Below are 18,547 nucleotides of genomic sequence, written 5' to 3'. Positions count from 1 at the left end.
GAAATCACACCGAAGGATTACAGATAACAGGTAACCGATTTATAAATCGCAAACCAAAAATAAGATATATGAATTATAAATTCTGGCAACGAAAAAAAGATGCCCCAAAGAAGAAAAAAACTAAAACCCGTGAGTGGGTTGATGCAATTGTTTTTGCAGTAGTAGCAGCAACCATCATCCGCGTATTTTTTATTGAGGCTTACACCATTCCATCTGGTTCGATGGAAAGATCTTTGCTTATTGGCGATTTCCTTTTTGTGAGTAAAGTTAATTACGGCGCGCGTATCCCGATGACTCCGGTTGCTTTTCCTTTTGCTCACCATACGATGCCCTTAACCACTTCTACCAAAGCTTACTGGGATGGTGTACAATGGAAATATCACCGTTTACCGGGTTTATCTAAAATTAAGAGAAACGATGTTGTGGTATTCAACTTTCCTGAAGGAGATACTGTTGCGGTAGAAAACCAGGCAGAAAGTTATTACGCATTAGAACGCAGCATGGGCCGGCAGCAGGTGAGGAGTACATTTACGATAATAGACCGCCCGGTAGATAAGCGTGAGAACTTTATTAAAAGATGCATAGGTATTCCGGGCGATGTAATTTCGATGAGCAATGGTATTGCCAATGTAAATGGCAAAAATGAGCCTTTAAAAAACACGGGTATGATGCCATATCGCATCGAGTTTAGAACCATGGATTTTAATTATTCTGTACTTGATGAATTTAAACTGAATTTAGGCGGAACACCTGCTATTGCAGATAAAACGTACGTTGTAGATGCATCTCCAGAAATTGCAGATAAATTAAAAACATTCGATTTTGTGAAATCAGTTACCTTAAGTCCTGATCCAGCCGGAGCTGTTCCAGGCGGTGTTTTTCCGAACGATCCAAACAGAGTGTGGAACCGGGATAACTTTGGACCGATTAAAATCCCTTCAAAAGGATGGACGGTTAAAATCGATAGCAATACCATGCCACTGTATTACAGGGCAATCAGAACTTACGAAGGAAACAAAGTAGAGCAAAAAGCTGGTATTTGGTATATTAATGATAAAGTAGCCACTACTTATACTTTTAAAATGGACTACTATTGGATGATGGGCGATAACCGCCATAATTCGGCCGATTCGCGTTATTGGGGTTTTGTGCCCGAAGACCACATTGTAGGTAAAGCTTTATTTGTTTGGATGAGCTGGGATAGTACTGCATCTTTCTTGCATAAAATAAGATGGAGCAGGTTGTTTATGGGCATCCATTAATAAAATATAATTCTTTAAAAAGGGCGGATAATCGAAGATTATTCGCCCTTTTTGTTTATGGCCAATTGATAATTAACTTTTAAAAAAAATTAAAAAGTATTATGATGTTTTAAAAATATTTTTTAAGTTTGATCTGTAATCAAATATCATGTCTGTAATTGTAGAGAAAAATCAGCGCCTTAGGGCTGGTATTATTAAGCATTTATACTATAAGAAATCGCTATCACTTACAGATTTGAGTAAGCTGACGCAAAAGAGTTTGCCTTTGGTTACCGCTGTGGTTAATAATTTGATAGGTGAAGGCTATATCATAGAAGAAGGTTTTGCGCCATCAACAGGTGGCAGAAGAGCTGCAATGTTCTTGATCAATCCAAATTTGAAAAAATATATTGTAGCCATTGCAATGGATCAGCTAACATCCAGGTTAACCATTTACGATCTTTCAAGAACAATGGTTACGCCAATTCGGACTTTAGAGTTTGAGCTGTCATCAAAAGAAAGTGATATTGGCGACCTTGTAAATTTCATCAACACCAGTATCGATCAATCTGAAATCAACAGAACAGATATTTTAGGGGTTGGTATTGGTATGCCAGGTTTTGTTAATGCCGATGAAGGAATTAACCATTCTTTTCTTAAAGTTAAAGAAGGAACAACCTTACAAAATTATCTTTCTTCTAAAATCAATTTACCTGTATATATAGATAATGATTCTAGTTTAATTGCATTGGCCGAATTAAACTTCGGAGAAGCTGTTAATTTAAAAGATGTAATGGTGGTTAACATTGGCTGGGGAACAGGTTTGGGAATAATTGTAAATGGTAAATTATACCGGGGCAGTAGTGGTAGTGCCGGTGAGTTTAGTCACATTCCACTTTCAGACAGCGACAATTTGTGTTCTTGCGGTAGAAGAGGCTGTTTAGAAGTTGATACTTCCTTATTGGTAATGGCTAAGCGGGCAGAAGAAGCAATAGCCGGAGGTGCCGAATCGAGCATGAAAAAACTGTTTAAAGACAAAAGTAAACACCCTGCAGATCATTTCTTACATGCTGTGAGTCAGCAAGACCCTGTGGCCATATCAGTATTGGCTAAAGCTATTTTTCAATTGGGCAAAGGAGTAGCCACATTAATCCATCTTTTAAACCCTCAGTGTATTGTTTTAAGTGGAAGAGGAGCTAAGGCAGGTAAAATGCTTTTGCCGCCAATCCAACAAGCTATCCATGAGTTTTGTATTCCGCGAATAGCCGAACAAACCGAAATAAAGCTCTCTACCCTGACGGATGAAGCTGAATTATTGGCTGCTGGGAGTTTGACAGTAGAGTATAATCAATTTGACTAAAGAGATTCTTAAACATAAAACCAATGCATATGCAAAAATAAAATCAACTTACCAAGTCTCACACTACCTTAAACTTATTTTAAACTAACTAAACTAAAAATTATGAAAAAAATGTACTTAAAGTGTCTAAGTATGTTGTTGTTATGTTTTTTAACAATAACAGCTTTTGCACAGAAGAATATTACCGGTACGGTAAAAGACGCGTCCGGTGATCCCATTCCTGGGGTAAGTGTTCTCGAAAAGGGAACTCAAAATGGAACTTCTACCAACGCTGACGGTAGATTTACCCTTACGGTAAAAGATGGCGCAAGATTGATTTTTAAATCTATTGGTTTGGTCACTCAAGAAGTTGCTGCCTCATCAAATCTAACTATTGTAATGCATGATGATTCTAAAGCACTAAATGAAGTTATTGTTACTGGTTTTGGTGTTAAAAAAGATGTCAAAAGGCTAAGTTATTCAGCAACAGCTGTTGGTGGTGCAGAATTAGCACAAGCAAATAACGCCAATGTGGTAAATGCTTTACAAGGTAAGGTAGCAGGCGTTATGATTAACCAAGGTGCGAGTGGTCCTTCTTCTTCTTCAAGGATTAGAATCAGGGGAAACTCATCATTAAGTTCAAATACACAACCTTTAGTTGTTTATGACGGAATATTGCTGGAACCAGGTACATCTGGAGCAGACTCATGGGGCGATGCTGCAGATTTTGGTAATATTATGAAAAACATTAACTCTGACGATATAGAGAGTATTAGTGTATTAAAAGGAGCTGCCGCATCGGCATTATACGGTTCTAAGGCAGCAGGGGGAGTATTATTAATCACTTCAAAAAAGGGTAAAACTACCAAGGGCTTGGGAGTAACTGTTTCTCAAACTAGCTCTTTTGATGATGCCTATAAATTTGTAGACCTTCAAAACGAATATGGAGGTGGAATTTCTCCAGTATTTGCTAAAGATGCTAACGGAGTTGATATTGTTGATCAATCTGCAGGTTATTATGTAGGTGGTTATTCTTTTGGCCCCAAGTTGGATGGTAGAATGGTTAAGGATCTAGATGGGGTAATGCGACCATGGGTAGCGAATAATCCGTTAGATTATTTTAATACTGGAAAGTTTATCAATACAAACGTATCGGTAGAGGGTGCAAATGAAAACACAACATATCGTTTAGCTTATACCAATTTATATAATTCAAGTGTTTTACCAGGTAATAACTTAAAAAGAGATGCGTTTGCCCTTAGAGTGACCAGGGTAATTTCAAAATCAATTTCTGTTGATGCAAGTGTAAATTATACAATGTCGAATTCATTGAATCCGGCAAGACAAGGAAGCGCGAATAATCCTTTATTTGCATTTACTTACTACAAACCTAGAAACGTTGATTTAGAAACCTATATCAATAATAATATCAATCCGGTAACCGGGGGAGCTTTGGGTTCTAGTAATCGAAATCTTTATGACCCTTATGGTATAGGATCATTTGCCTATGGACTTCAAAATGACAATAGAACGCAAAAGGAAAATAATTTATTGGCAAATATTGATGTAAATATCAAAATTCTTCCGTGGCTTTCTGCTTTGGTAAGAACCAATACGAACTTTTATAATATTGCTTACGAAAGAAAAAATAGAGGAGCTGGTGTAGCCTTTTCAGGTGGCGATTATGAGATAACACAAAATACCAATAAATCTTATCGTATCCAGGGATTATTAAATGCAACAAAACAATTATCAAACGATTTCGAGTTAAATGCTTCAATAGGTGCTGAAACTTATCAAAAAAATCTTGGTAACTCTGCATTTTACAACAGATCCTATACCAATGGTGGGCTTAAAATTGCTGATGTATACTCAATTGCAAACTCTATTAATCCTGCATCAACAACTGCTTATCCAAATTTAGGTGAACGCACGGATGCAGTTTATCTATATGGAGATATTACCTGGAAAAATATGCTAACCTTAAACTTTAGCGGAAGGAATGACTGGTCATCAGCGCTTACTTATAAAGATGGTCATGGTAATTATTCATACTTCTATCCAAGTGTAGGATTGGCCTGGATATTCACCGAGTTACCTGCATTCAAAAATAGTTCCTTATTATCTTTTGGTAAGATAAGAGCATCCTACTCTTACACAGGATTATCGGCCATGCCACAATATACTAATACAGCTGGTTACTATAGGTTACAAGATGGTACTTTTAGTAATGCTAATGGCGGTAATCAATCGGTTTATGGATTTAGTGACAATATTCTTAAAAACAATAATTTAAAGAATGAATTAACTAAGGAACTTGAAATTGGAACCAATTTAGGATTCTTAAAGAACCGTATTAACGTTGATTTTGCTTATTATAAGAAAAACTCTTATAACCAAATTTTAAGTTTTTCATTACCGCAAGAATCTGGAGTTAGTTCACAAGCTTTAAATGCAGGTAATATCCAAAATCAAGGTATTGAAGTCTTGTTAACTGCTAAGCCAATTGTATCAAAAGATTTTAATTGGAATGCATCAGTTACTTTTACACGTAACCGCAACAAAATTTTAGAATTGGCACCTGGAGTTGAAAATTATGACTTAGATTTAGCTTTTGGTAACGACATCACTTCAGTTGCCAGAGTAGGCGAACAATATGGCTCGCTGATCACAGGTTCTGCTTTTTCATATTATCAAAAGAAAGACGCAAGCGGTAATCCAATTGCTAGCCCTAGTAATGGCAAGAAAGTAATAGGTAATACTGGTTATGGAACTACTGGTGGTTATTACACCTATGTAAGATCGCAGGATTATGATGGTACCAAGAAAAATTTGGGTACTATGATGGAGAAATATCTTGCAAGTACCAGACAAGAATTATCTTATAAAAACTTTACCTTAAGCTTTCAAATTGATGCTAAAATTGGTGGTTTAATGGCTTCAGGAACCCATCAATATGGATCAGCCAATGGTTCGTTCGCCAATTCACTTTTTGGAAGGGATGAAGCTTCAGGTGGTGTAACTTATACCGATGCAAACGGTGTAGTGCAACATGATGGTATTATTCCTGATGGTGTATTAAATGATGGATTAAAAGCTAATGGTGTAGATTTAGGCGGAATGACCTATGCAGATGCTGTTAAACAAGGTTTATTAAAACCAATACCAGCTTATGCATATTATGAAAATTTAAGTCAATGGTCTAGTGGTATCAGAGAGTATTCGGTATTTGAAAATTCTTGGGTGGCGCTTCGCGAAGTAACTGTAGGATACAACGTGCCTAGCAAATATTTAAGTAAACTGAAAATAAATACTTTAAGCTTAAACTTAACAGGTAGAAATCTAGCCTATTTGTATAAAACGGCTAAGGATGGTATTAATCCTGAAAGTATTTTTAGCAATAGAGCAGGTGCTTTTGCTGAATATGGAGGCTGGCCTTTGGTTAGAAGTTTAGGTTTTAATGTTAGGGCATCGTTCTAATTATTTAAAAAAATACAGATATGAAGACTATAAATAAAACAAAAATATATTTCCTGATGGTTTCAGCTTTGCTTGTAGCGGGCGGTTGTAAAAAGGAAAGCTTCGTAGAAGCAAATTTAAATCCTACTACGTTATACGAAATTAAACCTGAAGATCAGTTTCTTCGTGCGGCGGTGGGTTCGCAAGACGATTTCGAGTATTTTGCCGATGTTTATCGCGCAGCCAATCTATGGATGCAATATGCGACCTTAAGTACAGGAAATGGATTGAATTTTAATAATGTTGGTTCACAATTCAATACCCGGTATGGTAAAATATTTTATGGCAGATTAGGTCCAGCTTTGGTCGATGCTATAAAGAATATTGAACAAATGCCTGACGCTGATAAAAATGCAAGAGTACACATGAAAGCAATTTCGCAGATACTTTTGTCATATTATGCATTTTATGTGAGCGATATCAACGGAAGCATTCCATATACTCAAGCTTTTCAGGCAAGATATGGTGGTACTACAACTCCTGCATATGATACTCAACAGGCAGTATTTGCAAAAGTTGATGCAGAATTAAAAGCAGCTGTAGCTACTTTGAAAACCACACCAGCAGGTCAGATCAGTCTTGCCGGAAATGATCCGTATTTCAATGGTGATGCAACCCTTTGGGCTAAAGCAGCAAATGCTTTACGTTTGAAAATAGCTATTCGCTTAATAAAAGTTGACCCAACTAAAATGAAAGCAATTGCTACCGAAGTATTAGCAGATCCAGTTCAGATGGCAAACGTTAACGATTCGTGGATGCTTAAAGTTGGCCCATCGTATGCAGATGGTGCTGGAAACTTTAACCCTGGAAATTTTGCAGCAGGTAAACCGGTATTAGATTTTCTTGTTGCAAAAGGCGACCCTAGATTATCGGCCTTCTATCGTCCAAATGCAGCAGGAAATTATGTTGGAAGTTTTACCAGCCCTGACGATGCAAAATTACCTGCAAACGCACCATTGTACGCTTCTATAGATAATTTATCACAGTTGCAACACAGGTTATTTACACCTAATTATAACGAAGCCGACGGCTTAGGTGCTGGAACAGGCAAAGGATTTTATCCTGTTTTAACTTATGCAGAATATTGCTTTATACGTGCAGATCTTGCAGCCCGAGGCGTTACTACTGATGTTGCTGAAACGTGGTATAAAAATGGTGTATATGCGTCTATTCAATTTTACAGTGATAGGGCTGTTGATGCGAAAGTTGCAAACTTTAACGCAGTAACTATTCCAACAATCGATACCTATTATAATAAGGTTGGAATTAAATACGACGCGGCTAAAGCTACTGATCAAATCGCCTGTCAGGCTTATCTCGATCTTTACAGACAGCCATTAGAAGCTTGGGCTTGGTGGAAAAGAACTGGCTTTCCCAATACTACATCGGTTTTAGCATGGTCGGAATTAAAAGGCAATGGAAGTATATTACCATTAGCTCGTAGAGCTGGTATAGACTTGTTAAGTACCACTAATTTAAACTATGCAAATCAGCAGGCTGCGATTGCTGAAATGGCTAAAAATCCTGATTTTGGTGCTGGACCAAATGATCCTTTTGGTCGTGTTTGGTGGGATAAAAAATAATCACTAAATTAAAAGAACCCTTAGTCATTTTACTAAGGGTTCTTTTTAATTAAAAGCAATGAAATTATCTAATGTTTTTATTCGATTGAGTTTTTTGCTCGCTATCGTTATTTTTCCTGTTTTTATAAAAGCTCAGGAAAATTTAATATCTTCTGCAAAAATAAATGCGATTAAATTAATCAATTTAACAGGTAAAGAAAGTCGAATTAATTTAAACAAAACAACAGTCATTGTATTTTTAAGCCCCGAATGCCCACTATGCAAAAATTATTTACCAGGCTTGGTAAAACTTCAAAATGCGAATAAAAGCATCAATTTTTACGGCGTCATCCCAGGTACCAGTTATTCAATAAAAGAAATAAATGAACTTAAAAATGAATATGGTATCAACTTCGACCTGTTAACAGACAAAGACAAACGATTATCAAAGTATCTAGGTGCAACCACTACACCTGAGGTTTTTTTAATCAATAAAATGGGCGCCATAACTTATAGCGGATTAATCGATAACTGGTCTTCCTCACTTGGACAGAAACGTTTGGTAATTACCGAAAAATATCTTGAGCAAGCTATAAAAGACCTTTCAAACGGCAGACAAACATTTAAAAAAACGATTCCTGTAGGGTGCTTAATTAACGACATATAATGGATTCAAAATCTTTAGTATTATTAAAAATTATTACCATTATACTTGGAATATTTATTTGCATACCTCATGTAAGTGCCCAAAAGGTAACTTACTATAAAGATGTTGCATATATTATTCAAAATAAATGCCAGCCCTGTCACAGACCAGGAGAAGCTGCTCCATTTGCTTTATTAACCTACGAGGATGTTGCAAAAAGGGGCTCCTTTATTAAAAAAGTAACACAATCTGGTTATATGCCGCCATGGAAGCCAGATAACCACTACAGACTATTTAAGAATGATAGATCATTAACGGATGAAGAAAAGCTAACTATAGCCAAATGGGTTGATGCGAAAATGCCAATGGGCGATATTAGTGAAATGCCCAAAAAACCAGTTAAAACATATATAGATGGTACCCAGTATTTTAGAAAACCTGATCTTGTTTTAAAAACGAATAAACCATTTAAAGTTTTAGGTGATAATAAAGAGCGGTTCATTGTTTTTAAAATTCCTTTCGACATCGGTACTGAAAAAAATGTAGAAGCAATGGAGTTTTTTTCATCCAATAAAAAGGTAGTACATCACGCTAACTTTGCTATTCATCCCGTAGCAGATGATATTGACATTAATCAGGGAGCTGATTTTTTAAACTTAACAGAAGATGATAGGACTAAATATTCGCAGTATTTTCCTTTTAAGAAAACAATGACCTATTACGGGGGATGGATTCCAGGGACATCTTATGAATCTTATCCAAATAATTTTGGCTGGGTAATGCCTAAACGTGGTGTTATATTATTAACGATACACCTTGCTCCGGTTTCAAAGGAGGAGGAGAATATTTCGGGTGTAAATTTCTTTTTCAAAAAAACGCCAATAGGACGAAAAGTTGAGGTAATTAGCTTAGGTTCTGCCGGTGTAGGTGAAAAATCGATTGAACCTTACTTTTTTATCCCCGCTGAGTCAGTAAGAAAGTTCGAACTAAAAATTACAACACCACAAGATCAATCTCTATTATACATTTGGCCGCATATGCATTACCTGGGTAAGATATTCAAATCATATGCAGTAACACCTCAGAAAGACACCATACAACTCGTTTCAATCCCATCCTGGGATTTTAGATGGCAAGAAATTTATCAATTTAAAAATTTAGTAAAAATTCCTAAGGGCTCTATATTAACAATAGAGGGTACTTACGACAATACAAAGAGTAATCCTAACAATCCAAGCAGCCCGCCTCGAAATGTTTATTCGGCCAATGATATGAAATCAACCGATGAGATGCTGACCATGTTACTTGTGTTTTTGCCCTATAAAGAAAATGATGAACAAATACAATTGAAATAAAGGCTTACCACCAACTGCGTAATTTAATTTTAGCTTGATTTATAAAAAGTACCATGAAAATAAGACTATGGCTACCCGCACTTTTTTTCTCAATGCAAGCTGCTGTTGTTAACAACGCTAATGCGCAACAGCCTTTATTTACCTTATTACCGGCAAAGGAAACAAATATCAGTTTTATAAATAGCGTAATTGAAACGGATTCATTACACGTTATGAATTATGAATATTTGTATAACGGATCAGGTGTTGGAGTAGCCGATTTTAACGGCGATGGTTTGTCAGACATTTTTTTTTCGTCAAATGCATCGGATCATAAATTATACCTTAACAAAGGAAATTTAAAATTTGAAGATATTACAAATAAAGCAGGTGTAAGAGGAAATGGTACCTGGGGAACAGGGGTATGTATTGCTGATGTAAATGCAGACGGCTTACCTGATATATATGTAAGTCATTCCGGAAAATTTCCTGACAGTAAACTTAAAAATGAGTTATTTATTAACCAGGGAATAAAAGGTGGTATGCCTGTTTTTAAAAACATGGCAGAGGTTTATGGCCTTGATGCAGTAGGGACCCAATCTACACAAGCAGTTTTTTTTGATTACGACAAGGATGGTGATTTAGACATGTTTTTGCTAAATCATTCAAACCAAACATATAAACCTTTTTTAAACACTAAAAAAGTACGATCTACCCCAAATATGAAATTTGGGAATCGCTTATTCAGAAATGATTCTAAAAACAACCAATTTCATTTTATAGATGTTACATTAAACTCAGGGATCATTAATAATGCTCTGAATTTTGGCTTAAGCGTTGCGGTAAGCGATTTGAATAACGACGGCTGGCCTGATATTTATACTTCGAGTGATTATACCGAGCAAGATTGCCTTTATATCAATAATAAAAATGGCACTTTTTCAGAAAGTATCAGGAAATCTATCAAGCATATTTCAAAGTATTCAATGGGCTCTGATATTGCCGATTATAACAATGATGGTACACCCGATATCATCACTCTTGACATGTTGCCCGAAGATAATCGTAGGCAAAAGCTGCTTAAGGGACCAGACGAGTATGATCAATATCACTTGTTATTGGATAGTGGATATTACAATCAGCAGATGAGAAATATGCTGCACTTAAATCAGGGATTAGGAGAGGATGGTAATTTGCGTTTCAGCGAAATAGGACAATTGGCGGGCATTTCTAATACAGATTGGAGTTGGGCACCTTTATTTGCTGATTTTGACAACGATGGATGGAAGGATTTATTTATTTCTAACGGATATTTAAGAGACTTTACTGATATGGATTTCCTGAAATATACCGTTGCAAATGCCCAAAAAGAATCACTTAAACAAGGGAGTTTAAAATTTCAAACCTTCGATTTGGTGAAAAAAATGCCATCGAATAAAATCTCAAATTATATTTTTTCAAACAACCATGATTTAACTTTTACCAACAAAACTGTAGAATGGGGCATTTCAACACCTTCTGTTTCAAATGGTTCTGCCTATGCTGATTTGGATAATGATGGTGATCTGGATTTAATTATTTGTAATATAAACTCACCGGTAATGGTGTATAGGAATAATTCCGATTTACAGAAATCGAACTATTTAAAAATTAATCTTATTGGATCAGGATCAAATACAGCAGCAATTGGAGCTAAAATCTATATTAAAACAGACGATAATTTACAGTATCAGGAGAAATATGTGGTACGTGGTTATCAATCAAGTGTAGATCAAATCAATTGTTTTGGTTTAGGTAAAAACAATAAAATAAATTATGTAAAAATAGTTTGGCCTGATGGAAAAGAAAGTTTGATTAAAAATATCCAATCAAATCAGACACTAACGGTTAAGCAGAGTGAAGCTGCAACCAAAAAAGAGGACATTATTGCACCAAAAGCACTATTTACAGATTATACGGCAGAATCAGGGTTAGATTTTAAACATCATGAAAACGATTTTATCGATTTTAAAGGCGAAACCCTTTTACCCTATCAACTATCTAAATTTGGACCTGCCCTAGCTAAGGCTGATGTTAACAAAGATGGAATAGACGATGTTTTTATAGGTGGGGCAATTGGTCAGGCAGGCAAATTATTCCTGGGGGATAAAGCAGGGAACTTTAGCCCTTCTCTAAGTCAACCTTGGGAAGAAGATAAAGCAAGTGAAGATGTAAATGCTGTTTTTTTTGATGCAAATGGCGACGGGGCTTTAGATTTATGGGTGGTAAGCGGTGGAAATGAATATGATGAAAATGCCCCAGAGTATCAGGATCGATTATATTTAAATAACGGAAAAGGTATTTTTAATAAGGCACAAGATGCATTGCCAAAAATGTGGAGTAGTAAACAGGGCATAAGCATTGCTGATTTTGATAAAGATGGAGATTTGGATGTTTTTGTGGGCGGTATGAGTAAACCAGGATCTTTCCCGCTCTGCAGTAAAAGTTATTTATTACGTAACGATTCAAAAGGCGGAGAGGTAAAGTTTATTGATGTAACCAAAGAACTCGCCCCAGATTTGGAGTACGCGGGTATAGTTGTTACCGCTTTATGGCAGGATTTGAATACTGATGGATACCCAGAGCTGTTAATTGGTGGTGATTGGATGCCATTAAAGAAATTCAAAAATGATAAAGGAGTTTTAAAATATGATAAAGGTTCTGGACTAGAAAACTCAGATGGTATGTGGAGTAAAATTGTACCAATGGATGTAAACAAGGACGGGGCAATAGATTTTATTGTTGGTAACTGTGGTCTAAACAATCAATTTAAAGCCAGTAGTAAGCAGCCAGTAACTGTTTATGCCAGTGATTTTAATAATGATGGCGTATTAGATCCGGTTATGTGTTATTACATTCAAGGACAAAATTATCCAATGGCTTCTAGAGATGAACTACTTGATCAGATGGTTCAATTAAAAAAACGGTTTTTAAATTATGCCTCTTATGCTGATATCACAATAGAACAATTATTTACACCAGAGCAGTTAAGTAAAAGTCAAAAATTTTATTGTAAGAAACTTGAAACCTCCATTTTATTAAATGATGGAAGTGGAAAATTTACAATTAAGACGCTTCCAATCGAGGCGCAGTTTTCGAGAACATGGGGTGTGATTGTAGATGATTTTAATAAGGATGGGAAAGAGGATATCCTTTTGTCGGGAAATTTTTATCCATATCGGGTTCAGCTTGGTCAGACAGATGCAAGTTTGGGCTTACTTTTAGTTGGAAATGGAAAGGGCGATTTTAAAGCGGTGCCCCCTTATGATTCAGGATTGTATATAGATGGCGACGTTAGGAATATGATTGAGATTAAGGGAGCAATCAAAAAAATTATTGTTGTTAAAAATAATGATAAGGTTCAGCTTTTAAAGACTACTAATTAAAGCCAGTATCATGAAGATATATCTGTTTTTGTTTATCTGTATTTCAACTAGTGCTAGTGCTCAGTGGCACAAAAGCGAAAATGATCCTTTACCGTTGCATAGGTCGCAAAAGGCACTTTCTGATATCATTGTAAGTGATATATTTTCTCCGCCGGTTGCGAGTAGAATTTTTGTTTATGCAAACATTGCTGTTTACGAAATTCAGGCGAAAAACAATAATCAGTTTCAATCTTTAAAAGGACAGTTGAATAGCTTTAATGGCATACCAAATGCAGATAAAAAACAAATTAGTTATTCAGTCGCTGCAACTTACGCCTATTGGCAGATCGGAAAAAGGCTTGTCTTTTCAGAGCAAGTGGCCTTAGATAGTTTAAATAGCATACTTTCATGGTATAAAGCTAAGGGCTATCCTGATACAGTAGTACAAAATTCAATTTTATATGGTAAAACAGTGTCTGATACGGTTTTAAAATGGGTCGATCAGGATAAGTATAAAGAAACACGTAAATTAAGGCGATATAGTTTAGTAAAGCAAGAAGGTAATTGGGCCCCCACGCCTCCTGGCTATATGGCAGCTGTAGAACCTTACTGGAATAGAATAAGACCTCTTGTGATGAAAACTGCTGATCAATTTAAACCTGCAGCTCCTCCCCCTTACAGTAAAGATAAAAACAGTGCTTTTTATATCAATGCAAATGAAGTTTACGCGGTTGGTAAAAACCTGAATGAAAAACAGCTTGATATTGCTAAATTCTGGGACTGTAATCCATTCTTTTTGAATCTGAACGGGCACATGAATTATGCTACAAAAAAGATATCACCCGGAGCACACTGGATTTCGATAACTGGCATTGCCTGCAAGCTAAAAAGTTTTAATTATGTTCAAAGTAGCTTTGCTTATACATCTACCTGTATTGCATTATTTGATGCCTTTATCAGCTGTTGGGATGAGAAATATAGAAGCAATTACATTCGGCCTGAAACATTTATTGATGCAAATATCGATGAAAATTGGCGGCCAATTTTGCAAACACCTCCATTTCCTGAATATCCAAGTGGACACAGTGTTGCTTCAACATCAGCAGCCTATGTGCTAACCAAAATATTTGGTGATAACTTTAAGTTTCAGGATAATACCGAGACTGATTTCGGATTACCCGTGCGAAGCTTCACTTCTTTTAATCAAGCTGCTAACGAAGCCGCTATTAGTAGACTTTACGGAGGTATTCATTACAGACCGGCCATTGAAAATGGTCAGATTCAAGGTAGGAGTATTGGAGCATATCAGACCGAAAAAATTAAAATGAAAAAAGATTAAGTTAAAAACAGAATTACAATGAAAATAAAATATCTCCTGACGCTTGTTTTAATTGCTTTGGCTAAATTTTCAAGCGCCCAAAGAAACGACATACTACAAGAATCAACCAAATACGAGTGGCCAACAGATCCAACTGTTAAGCAAAAACTCGATACTTGGCAGGATAAAAAGTTTGGAATGATTATCCACTGGGGCTTATATGCTGTTCCTGGAATTATTGAATCCTGGTCAATCTGTTCGGAAGACTGGATTGACAGAGACAGTACAATAAAGTATGATGATTACAAGAAATGGTATTGGGGCTTTAGTGAAAAATTTAATCCAACAAAGTTCAATCCTGAGCAATGGGCCAGAGCAGGTAAAAGTGCAGGAATGAAATATCTGGTGTTTACCACCAAACATCACGATGGCTTTGCCATGTTCGATACCAAACAATCTGATTTTAGCATTGCAAAAGGTCCTTTTTCAACCAATGCTAAAAAAGACGTAGCTAAATATGTATTCGATGCTTTCCGTAAGGAAAATTTTATGATTGGCGCTTATTTTTCTAAACCCGATTGGCATTCGCAATACTATTGGTGGGACAAATATGCCACTGCAGATAGAAATAACAATTACGACATCAGAAAGAATCCATGGCGGTGGAATATGTTTAAAAATTATACTCAGAACCAGATTGGAGAGTTAATGAACAATTATGGAAGCATTGATATTTTATGGTTAGATGGTGGATGGGTTCGTCCACGGGCTAGTGTCAATAAAGAAGTACTTTCTTGGGGTGCACCTATTCCAGAGTGGAGTCAGGATATTGATATGCCTAAGATTGCCGCTGATGCCAGAAAAGCACAACCTGGTTTAATTGTAGTTGATAGAACGGTACATGGCCAGTTTGAAAACTACCAAACCCCAGAACAGAAAATTCCTGAAAAGCAATTGGATTATCCATGGGAAAGCTGCATGACTTTAGGCGGTGCCTGGGGTTTTGTACCTAACGATCAATATAAATCGGCAGGCGAAGTGGTTTATAAATTAGTAGAAATAGTAGCCAAAGGTGGAAGTTTACTTTTAGGTATTGGACCTAAAGCTGATGGAACGTTGCCTGATAATGTGGTTACACGATTGGATGAAATTGGTAAGTGGACCAGTAAAAATGGTATTGCCATATACGGGACAAGGGTTACCAAAAACTATCATGATGGACAGAACTGGTTTACGCAAAGTAAAGATGGTAAAACTATTTACGGCATTAATTTGATTGGCAATTCGCCAGACAAAGAAATTTCATGGCAAGGGAGTATTCCTAAAAAAGGAAGTCTCATCACCATTTTAAGTACCAACCAAAAGGTAAAATGGACATTGAAAGATGGCAAGGTACAATTCGATTTCCCTAAAACAGAGGAGAAAATAGCCTTGACTTTTTCTTTTACACCCGAAACTAATTAGTAATGCCGAAACTGAGAAGATATTTATACTTATTGCCTGCCTTGTTTTTCTGTAGTGGCCTTTTTGCTCAAGTTAAAAAAGGGCAATCTTTACCTTATAAAAATCCAAAATTAAGTGTCGATTTGAGGGTAAAAGACCTCATTTCGCGAATGACGCCAGAAGAGAAATTCTGGCAATTATTTATGATCCCAGGTGACGTAACCGAAAAGAACAAAGACCAGTTTAGGCATGGCATTTTCGGATTGCAGGTAAGTGCTGCCGCCCAGGGAAGTGGCAATGCACAACAAATGCTGACCTACAATACCTCTGAAGACGGACTTTCGCTGGCTAAAAGGGTAAATAAAATTCAAAAATATTTTGTTGAGGAAACCCGTTTGGGCATCCCGATTATCCCTTTTGATGAGGCTTTACACGGTTTGGTTAGGCAAGGTGCTACGGCATTTCCACAATCAATTGGTTTGGCTGCAAGTTTCGACACTACTTTAGTGGCCAAAATCGGTACTGCTATTGGCAACGAGGCAAGGGCTCGTGGATTAAGAGATTTACTTGCCCCAGTGATTAATATCGCTACAGATGTAAGATGGGGCAGGGTAGAAGAAACCTATGGGGAAGACCCTTATCTAACAACTGTAATAGGCCATGCTTTTATGAATGCCATAGAAAGGCAGAATATCATTGTTACCCCAAAACATTTTATTGCCAATGTTGGCGATGGCGGGCGGGATAGCTACCCGATAGAGATGGATAAACATTTTTTAGAAGAAATCCACTTTCCGGCATTTAAAGATGGGGTTAAAAACATAGGTATCCGTTCATTAATGACTTCCTATAACAGCGTTTTTGGTACTCCGGCAACCTCAAATAAATGGCTGCTTACCACTAAACTAAAAACAGAATGGGACTTTAAAGGTTTCGTAATTTCTGATGCAGGTGCAGTTGGAGGTGCCAATGTATTACATTTTACAGCTAAAGATTATAAAGATGCCACAGCGCAATCAATTAACGCTGGCCTTGATGTAATCTTCCAGGTAGATTATAACCATTACAAACTTTTTCTACCTGCATTTTTAGATGGTAGTATTCCAAAATCGCGAATAGATGATGCATTGTCTAGGGTTCTGAAAGCTAAATTTGAGCTGGGGCTGTTTGAACATCCTTATGTTGATGAAAGTATTACTGAAAAGATGCTAAGCGATCAAAGTAACCATAATCTGGCCAAAGAAGCTGCCTTAAAATCTTTTGTGCTCCTGAAAAATGATAACAACACGCTTCCGTTAAAAAGTGCAAAGCAGATATTGCTTGTAGGGGAAGATGCTATTGAAGCCAGATTAGGTGGCTATAGTGGTACTGGAAACAATAAGATAAATATATTGGATGGCTTAAAAAACGCAGTATCCAATAACGTTAAGGTTAACTATGTAAAAGGTAGTAGCCGGGAACTGCAATCTTATATTCCGATAGATAGCCAGTTTCTTTCTGCTAATCAAAAAGCAGGATTAATGGGGAGCTATTACAAAGGGCTTCAATTCTCAGGTAAACCCGTTAAAGAAGTAAATGATAAGGCTGTTAATTTTAGTTGGACATTATACCCACCAGACGAGCAGCTCCAATTAGATGATTATTCGGTAAGATGGACCGGTAAAATTAAGGTGCCACAAAATGCCGATGTTAATATCGGATTGGATGGGAATGATGGTTACCGATTATACCTGGATAACCAGTTACTTATCGATAATTGGGACAAAAAATCTTTCAATACGAAGATTGTTCCATTTCATTTCGAGAAAAATAAGGAATATGCAATTAAGGTCGAATTTTTTGAACCTAAAGGCAATGGTAAAATCAAACTGATCTGGGATTATAATATCAGGAAATCAAACGAAATAGCTGATGCAGTAGCTTTGGCAAAGAATAACGATGCAATCGTGTTTGTTGCAGGCATAAAAGAAGGAGAGTTTTTAGATCGGGCGATGTTAAACCTGCCTGGTAATCAAGAAATGCTACTGGAAGAACTCGCAAAAACCGGGAAACCTATTATCGTGGTATTAACCGGTGGAAGTGCCATCAATATGCAACCTTGGTTAAATAAAGTAAACGCAGTTTTAAATGTATGGTATCCGGGCGAAGCAGGCGGTAGCGCCATTGCAGATGTATTGCTTGGCAAGGCAAATCCATCAGGTAAACTTCCAATTACTTACCCGATAGATGAATCGCAGTTACCATTGGTTTACAACCACAAACCTACGGGAAGAGGCGATGATTATAACAACTTAAGCGGCGAACCACTTTTCCCATTTGGATATGGATTAAGTTATACCAACTTTTCTTATACAAATTTGAAGTTTAACCGTAAAAGTATCGCTAAAAATGAAACTGCTATAGTAAGCTTTGAGCTTAAAAATACAGGCAATTACGATGGTGAAGAAGTGGTGCAGTTGTACATGAGACCTTTGTTAAACAAATTGGCGCAACCTGTTCTTGCATTACGCGCTTTCCAGAGGATACATTTAAAGGTTGGTGAAACAAAGATAATTTCATTCAAACTGGATAAAGAGGTGCTTCAAACACTCAATATCAATAATGTATGGGAAGTAGCTCCGGGGGAATATAGAATTATGATCGGATCATCAAGCAAGGCACTTTATTTAAAAGATAACTTAACTGTTAAGCCTTAAAAAAATACCTCCTATGGTTGGGTATAAACCATTATCAAGTAATTT

Annotated in this window: 10 protein-coding genes; all 10 read left to right on the top strand. The window is 36.6% G+C overall.

Features of this window, described 5'->3' with window-relative positions; all coding sequences use genetic code 11:
* Window positions 1-68: 68 nt before the first annotated feature.
* The 10 genes from lepB (at window position 69) to ACN9MR_RS17805 (ending at window position 18,502) form a co-directional block, all read left to right on the top strand.
* Window positions 69-1,262, top strand: coding sequence for a signal peptidase I (gene lepB / locus ACN9MR_RS17850; protein WP_426325659.1), 1,194 nt, complete (start codon window positions 69-71; stop codon window positions 1,260-1,262).
* 148 nt (window positions 1,263-1,410) lie between these two features.
* Window positions 1,411-2,601, top strand: a complete 1,191-nt coding sequence (locus ACN9MR_RS17845; protein ID WP_426325657.1) for an ROK family protein — start codon at window positions 1,411-1,413, stop codon at window positions 2,599-2,601.
* 102 nt (window positions 2,602-2,703) lie between these two features.
* The gene (locus tag ACN9MR_RS17840; RefSeq protein WP_426325655.1) at window positions 2,704-6,060 is read left to right on the top strand and encodes a SusC/RagA family TonB-linked outer membrane protein; all 3,357 of its coding nucleotides are present in this window, start codon (window positions 2,704-2,706) and stop codon (window positions 6,058-6,060) included.
* 20 nt (window positions 6,061-6,080) lie between these two features.
* Complete coding sequence (locus ACN9MR_RS17835) at window positions 6,081-7,682, top strand: SusD/RagB family nutrient-binding outer membrane lipoprotein (RefSeq protein ID WP_426325653.1); 1,602 nt, start codon at window positions 6,081-6,083, stop codon at window positions 7,680-7,682.
* A 58-nt stretch (window positions 7,683-7,740) separates the two neighbouring features.
* On the top strand, window positions 7,741-8,328 hold the full coding sequence (locus ACN9MR_RS17830) for a redoxin domain-containing protein (protein ID WP_426325651.1): 588 nt from the start codon (window positions 7,741-7,743) through the stop codon (window positions 8,326-8,328).
* Window positions 8,328-9,662 carry a cytochrome c gene (locus ACN9MR_RS17825; protein WP_426325649.1) on the top strand — a complete coding sequence of 445 codons (1,335 nt, stop codon included), beginning with the start codon at window positions 8,328-8,330 and terminating at the stop codon, window positions 9,660-9,662. The genes ACN9MR_RS17830 and ACN9MR_RS17825 overlap by 1 nt, the downstream gene beginning before the upstream one ends.
* A 53-nt stretch (window positions 9,663-9,715) precedes the next feature.
* A complete protein-coding gene (locus ACN9MR_RS17820; protein WP_426325647.1) occupies window positions 9,716-13,066 on the top strand; it encodes a VCBS repeat-containing protein in 3,351 nt (1,116 codons plus the stop codon).
* A gap of 10 nt (window positions 13,067-13,076) precedes the next feature.
* A complete protein-coding gene (locus ACN9MR_RS17815; protein WP_426325645.1) occupies window positions 13,077-14,384 on the top strand; it encodes a vanadium-dependent haloperoxidase in 1,308 nt (435 codons plus the stop codon).
* An 18-nt stretch (window positions 14,385-14,402) separates the two neighbouring features.
* Window positions 14,403-15,827 (top strand): alpha-L-fucosidase, encoded by a 1,425-nt coding sequence (locus tag ACN9MR_RS17810; protein WP_426325643.1) that lies wholly within the window; start codon window positions 14,403-14,405, stop codon window positions 15,825-15,827.
* A gap of 2 nt (window positions 15,828-15,829) precedes the next feature.
* A complete protein-coding gene (locus ACN9MR_RS17805; protein ID WP_426325641.1) occupies window positions 15,830-18,502 on the top strand; it encodes a glycoside hydrolase family 3 C-terminal domain-containing protein in 2,673 nt (890 codons plus the stop codon).
* The last annotated feature ends 45 nt before the right edge of the window (window positions 18,503-18,547 follow it).

Source organism: Pedobacter sp. R-06, from assembly GCF_049913135.1.
Classification (GTDB): domain Bacteria; phylum Bacteroidota; class Bacteroidia; order Sphingobacteriales; family Sphingobacteriaceae; genus Pedobacter.
This window is presented reverse-complemented; position numbering and strand designations above follow the sequence as displayed.

Excerpts from the sequence above, each read along its gene's own strand:
- lepB (WP_426325659.1), top strand. The coding sequence starts at position 69 with ATGAATTATAAATTCTGGCAACGAAAAAAAGATGCCCCAAAGAAGAAA.
- ACN9MR_RS17845 (WP_426325657.1), top strand. The coding sequence starts at position 1,411 with ATGTCTGTAATTGTAGAGAAAAATCAGCGCCTTAGGGCTGGTATTATT.
- ACN9MR_RS17840 (WP_426325655.1), top strand. The coding sequence starts at position 2,704 with ATGAAAAAAATGTACTTAAAGTGTCTAAGTATGTTGTTGTTATGTTTT.
- ACN9MR_RS17835 (WP_426325653.1), top strand. The coding sequence starts at position 6,081 with ATGAAGACTATAAATAAAACAAAAATATATTTCCTGATGGTTTCAGCT.
- ACN9MR_RS17830 (WP_426325651.1), top strand. The coding sequence starts at position 7,741 with ATGAAATTATCTAATGTTTTTATTCGATTGAGTTTTTTGCTCGCTATC.
- ACN9MR_RS17825 (WP_426325649.1), top strand. The coding sequence starts at position 8,328 with ATGGATTCAAAATCTTTAGTATTATTAAAAATTATTACCATTATACTT.
- ACN9MR_RS17820 (WP_426325647.1), top strand. The coding sequence starts at position 9,716 with ATGAAAATAAGACTATGGCTACCCGCACTTTTTTTCTCAATGCAAGCT.
- ACN9MR_RS17815 (WP_426325645.1), top strand. The coding sequence starts at position 13,077 with ATGAAGATATATCTGTTTTTGTTTATCTGTATTTCAACTAGTGCTAGT.
- ACN9MR_RS17810 (WP_426325643.1), top strand. The coding sequence starts at position 14,403 with ATGAAAATAAAATATCTCCTGACGCTTGTTTTAATTGCTTTGGCTAAA.
- ACN9MR_RS17805 (WP_426325641.1), top strand. The coding sequence starts at position 15,830 with ATGCCGAAACTGAGAAGATATTTATACTTATTGCCTGCCTTGTTTTTC.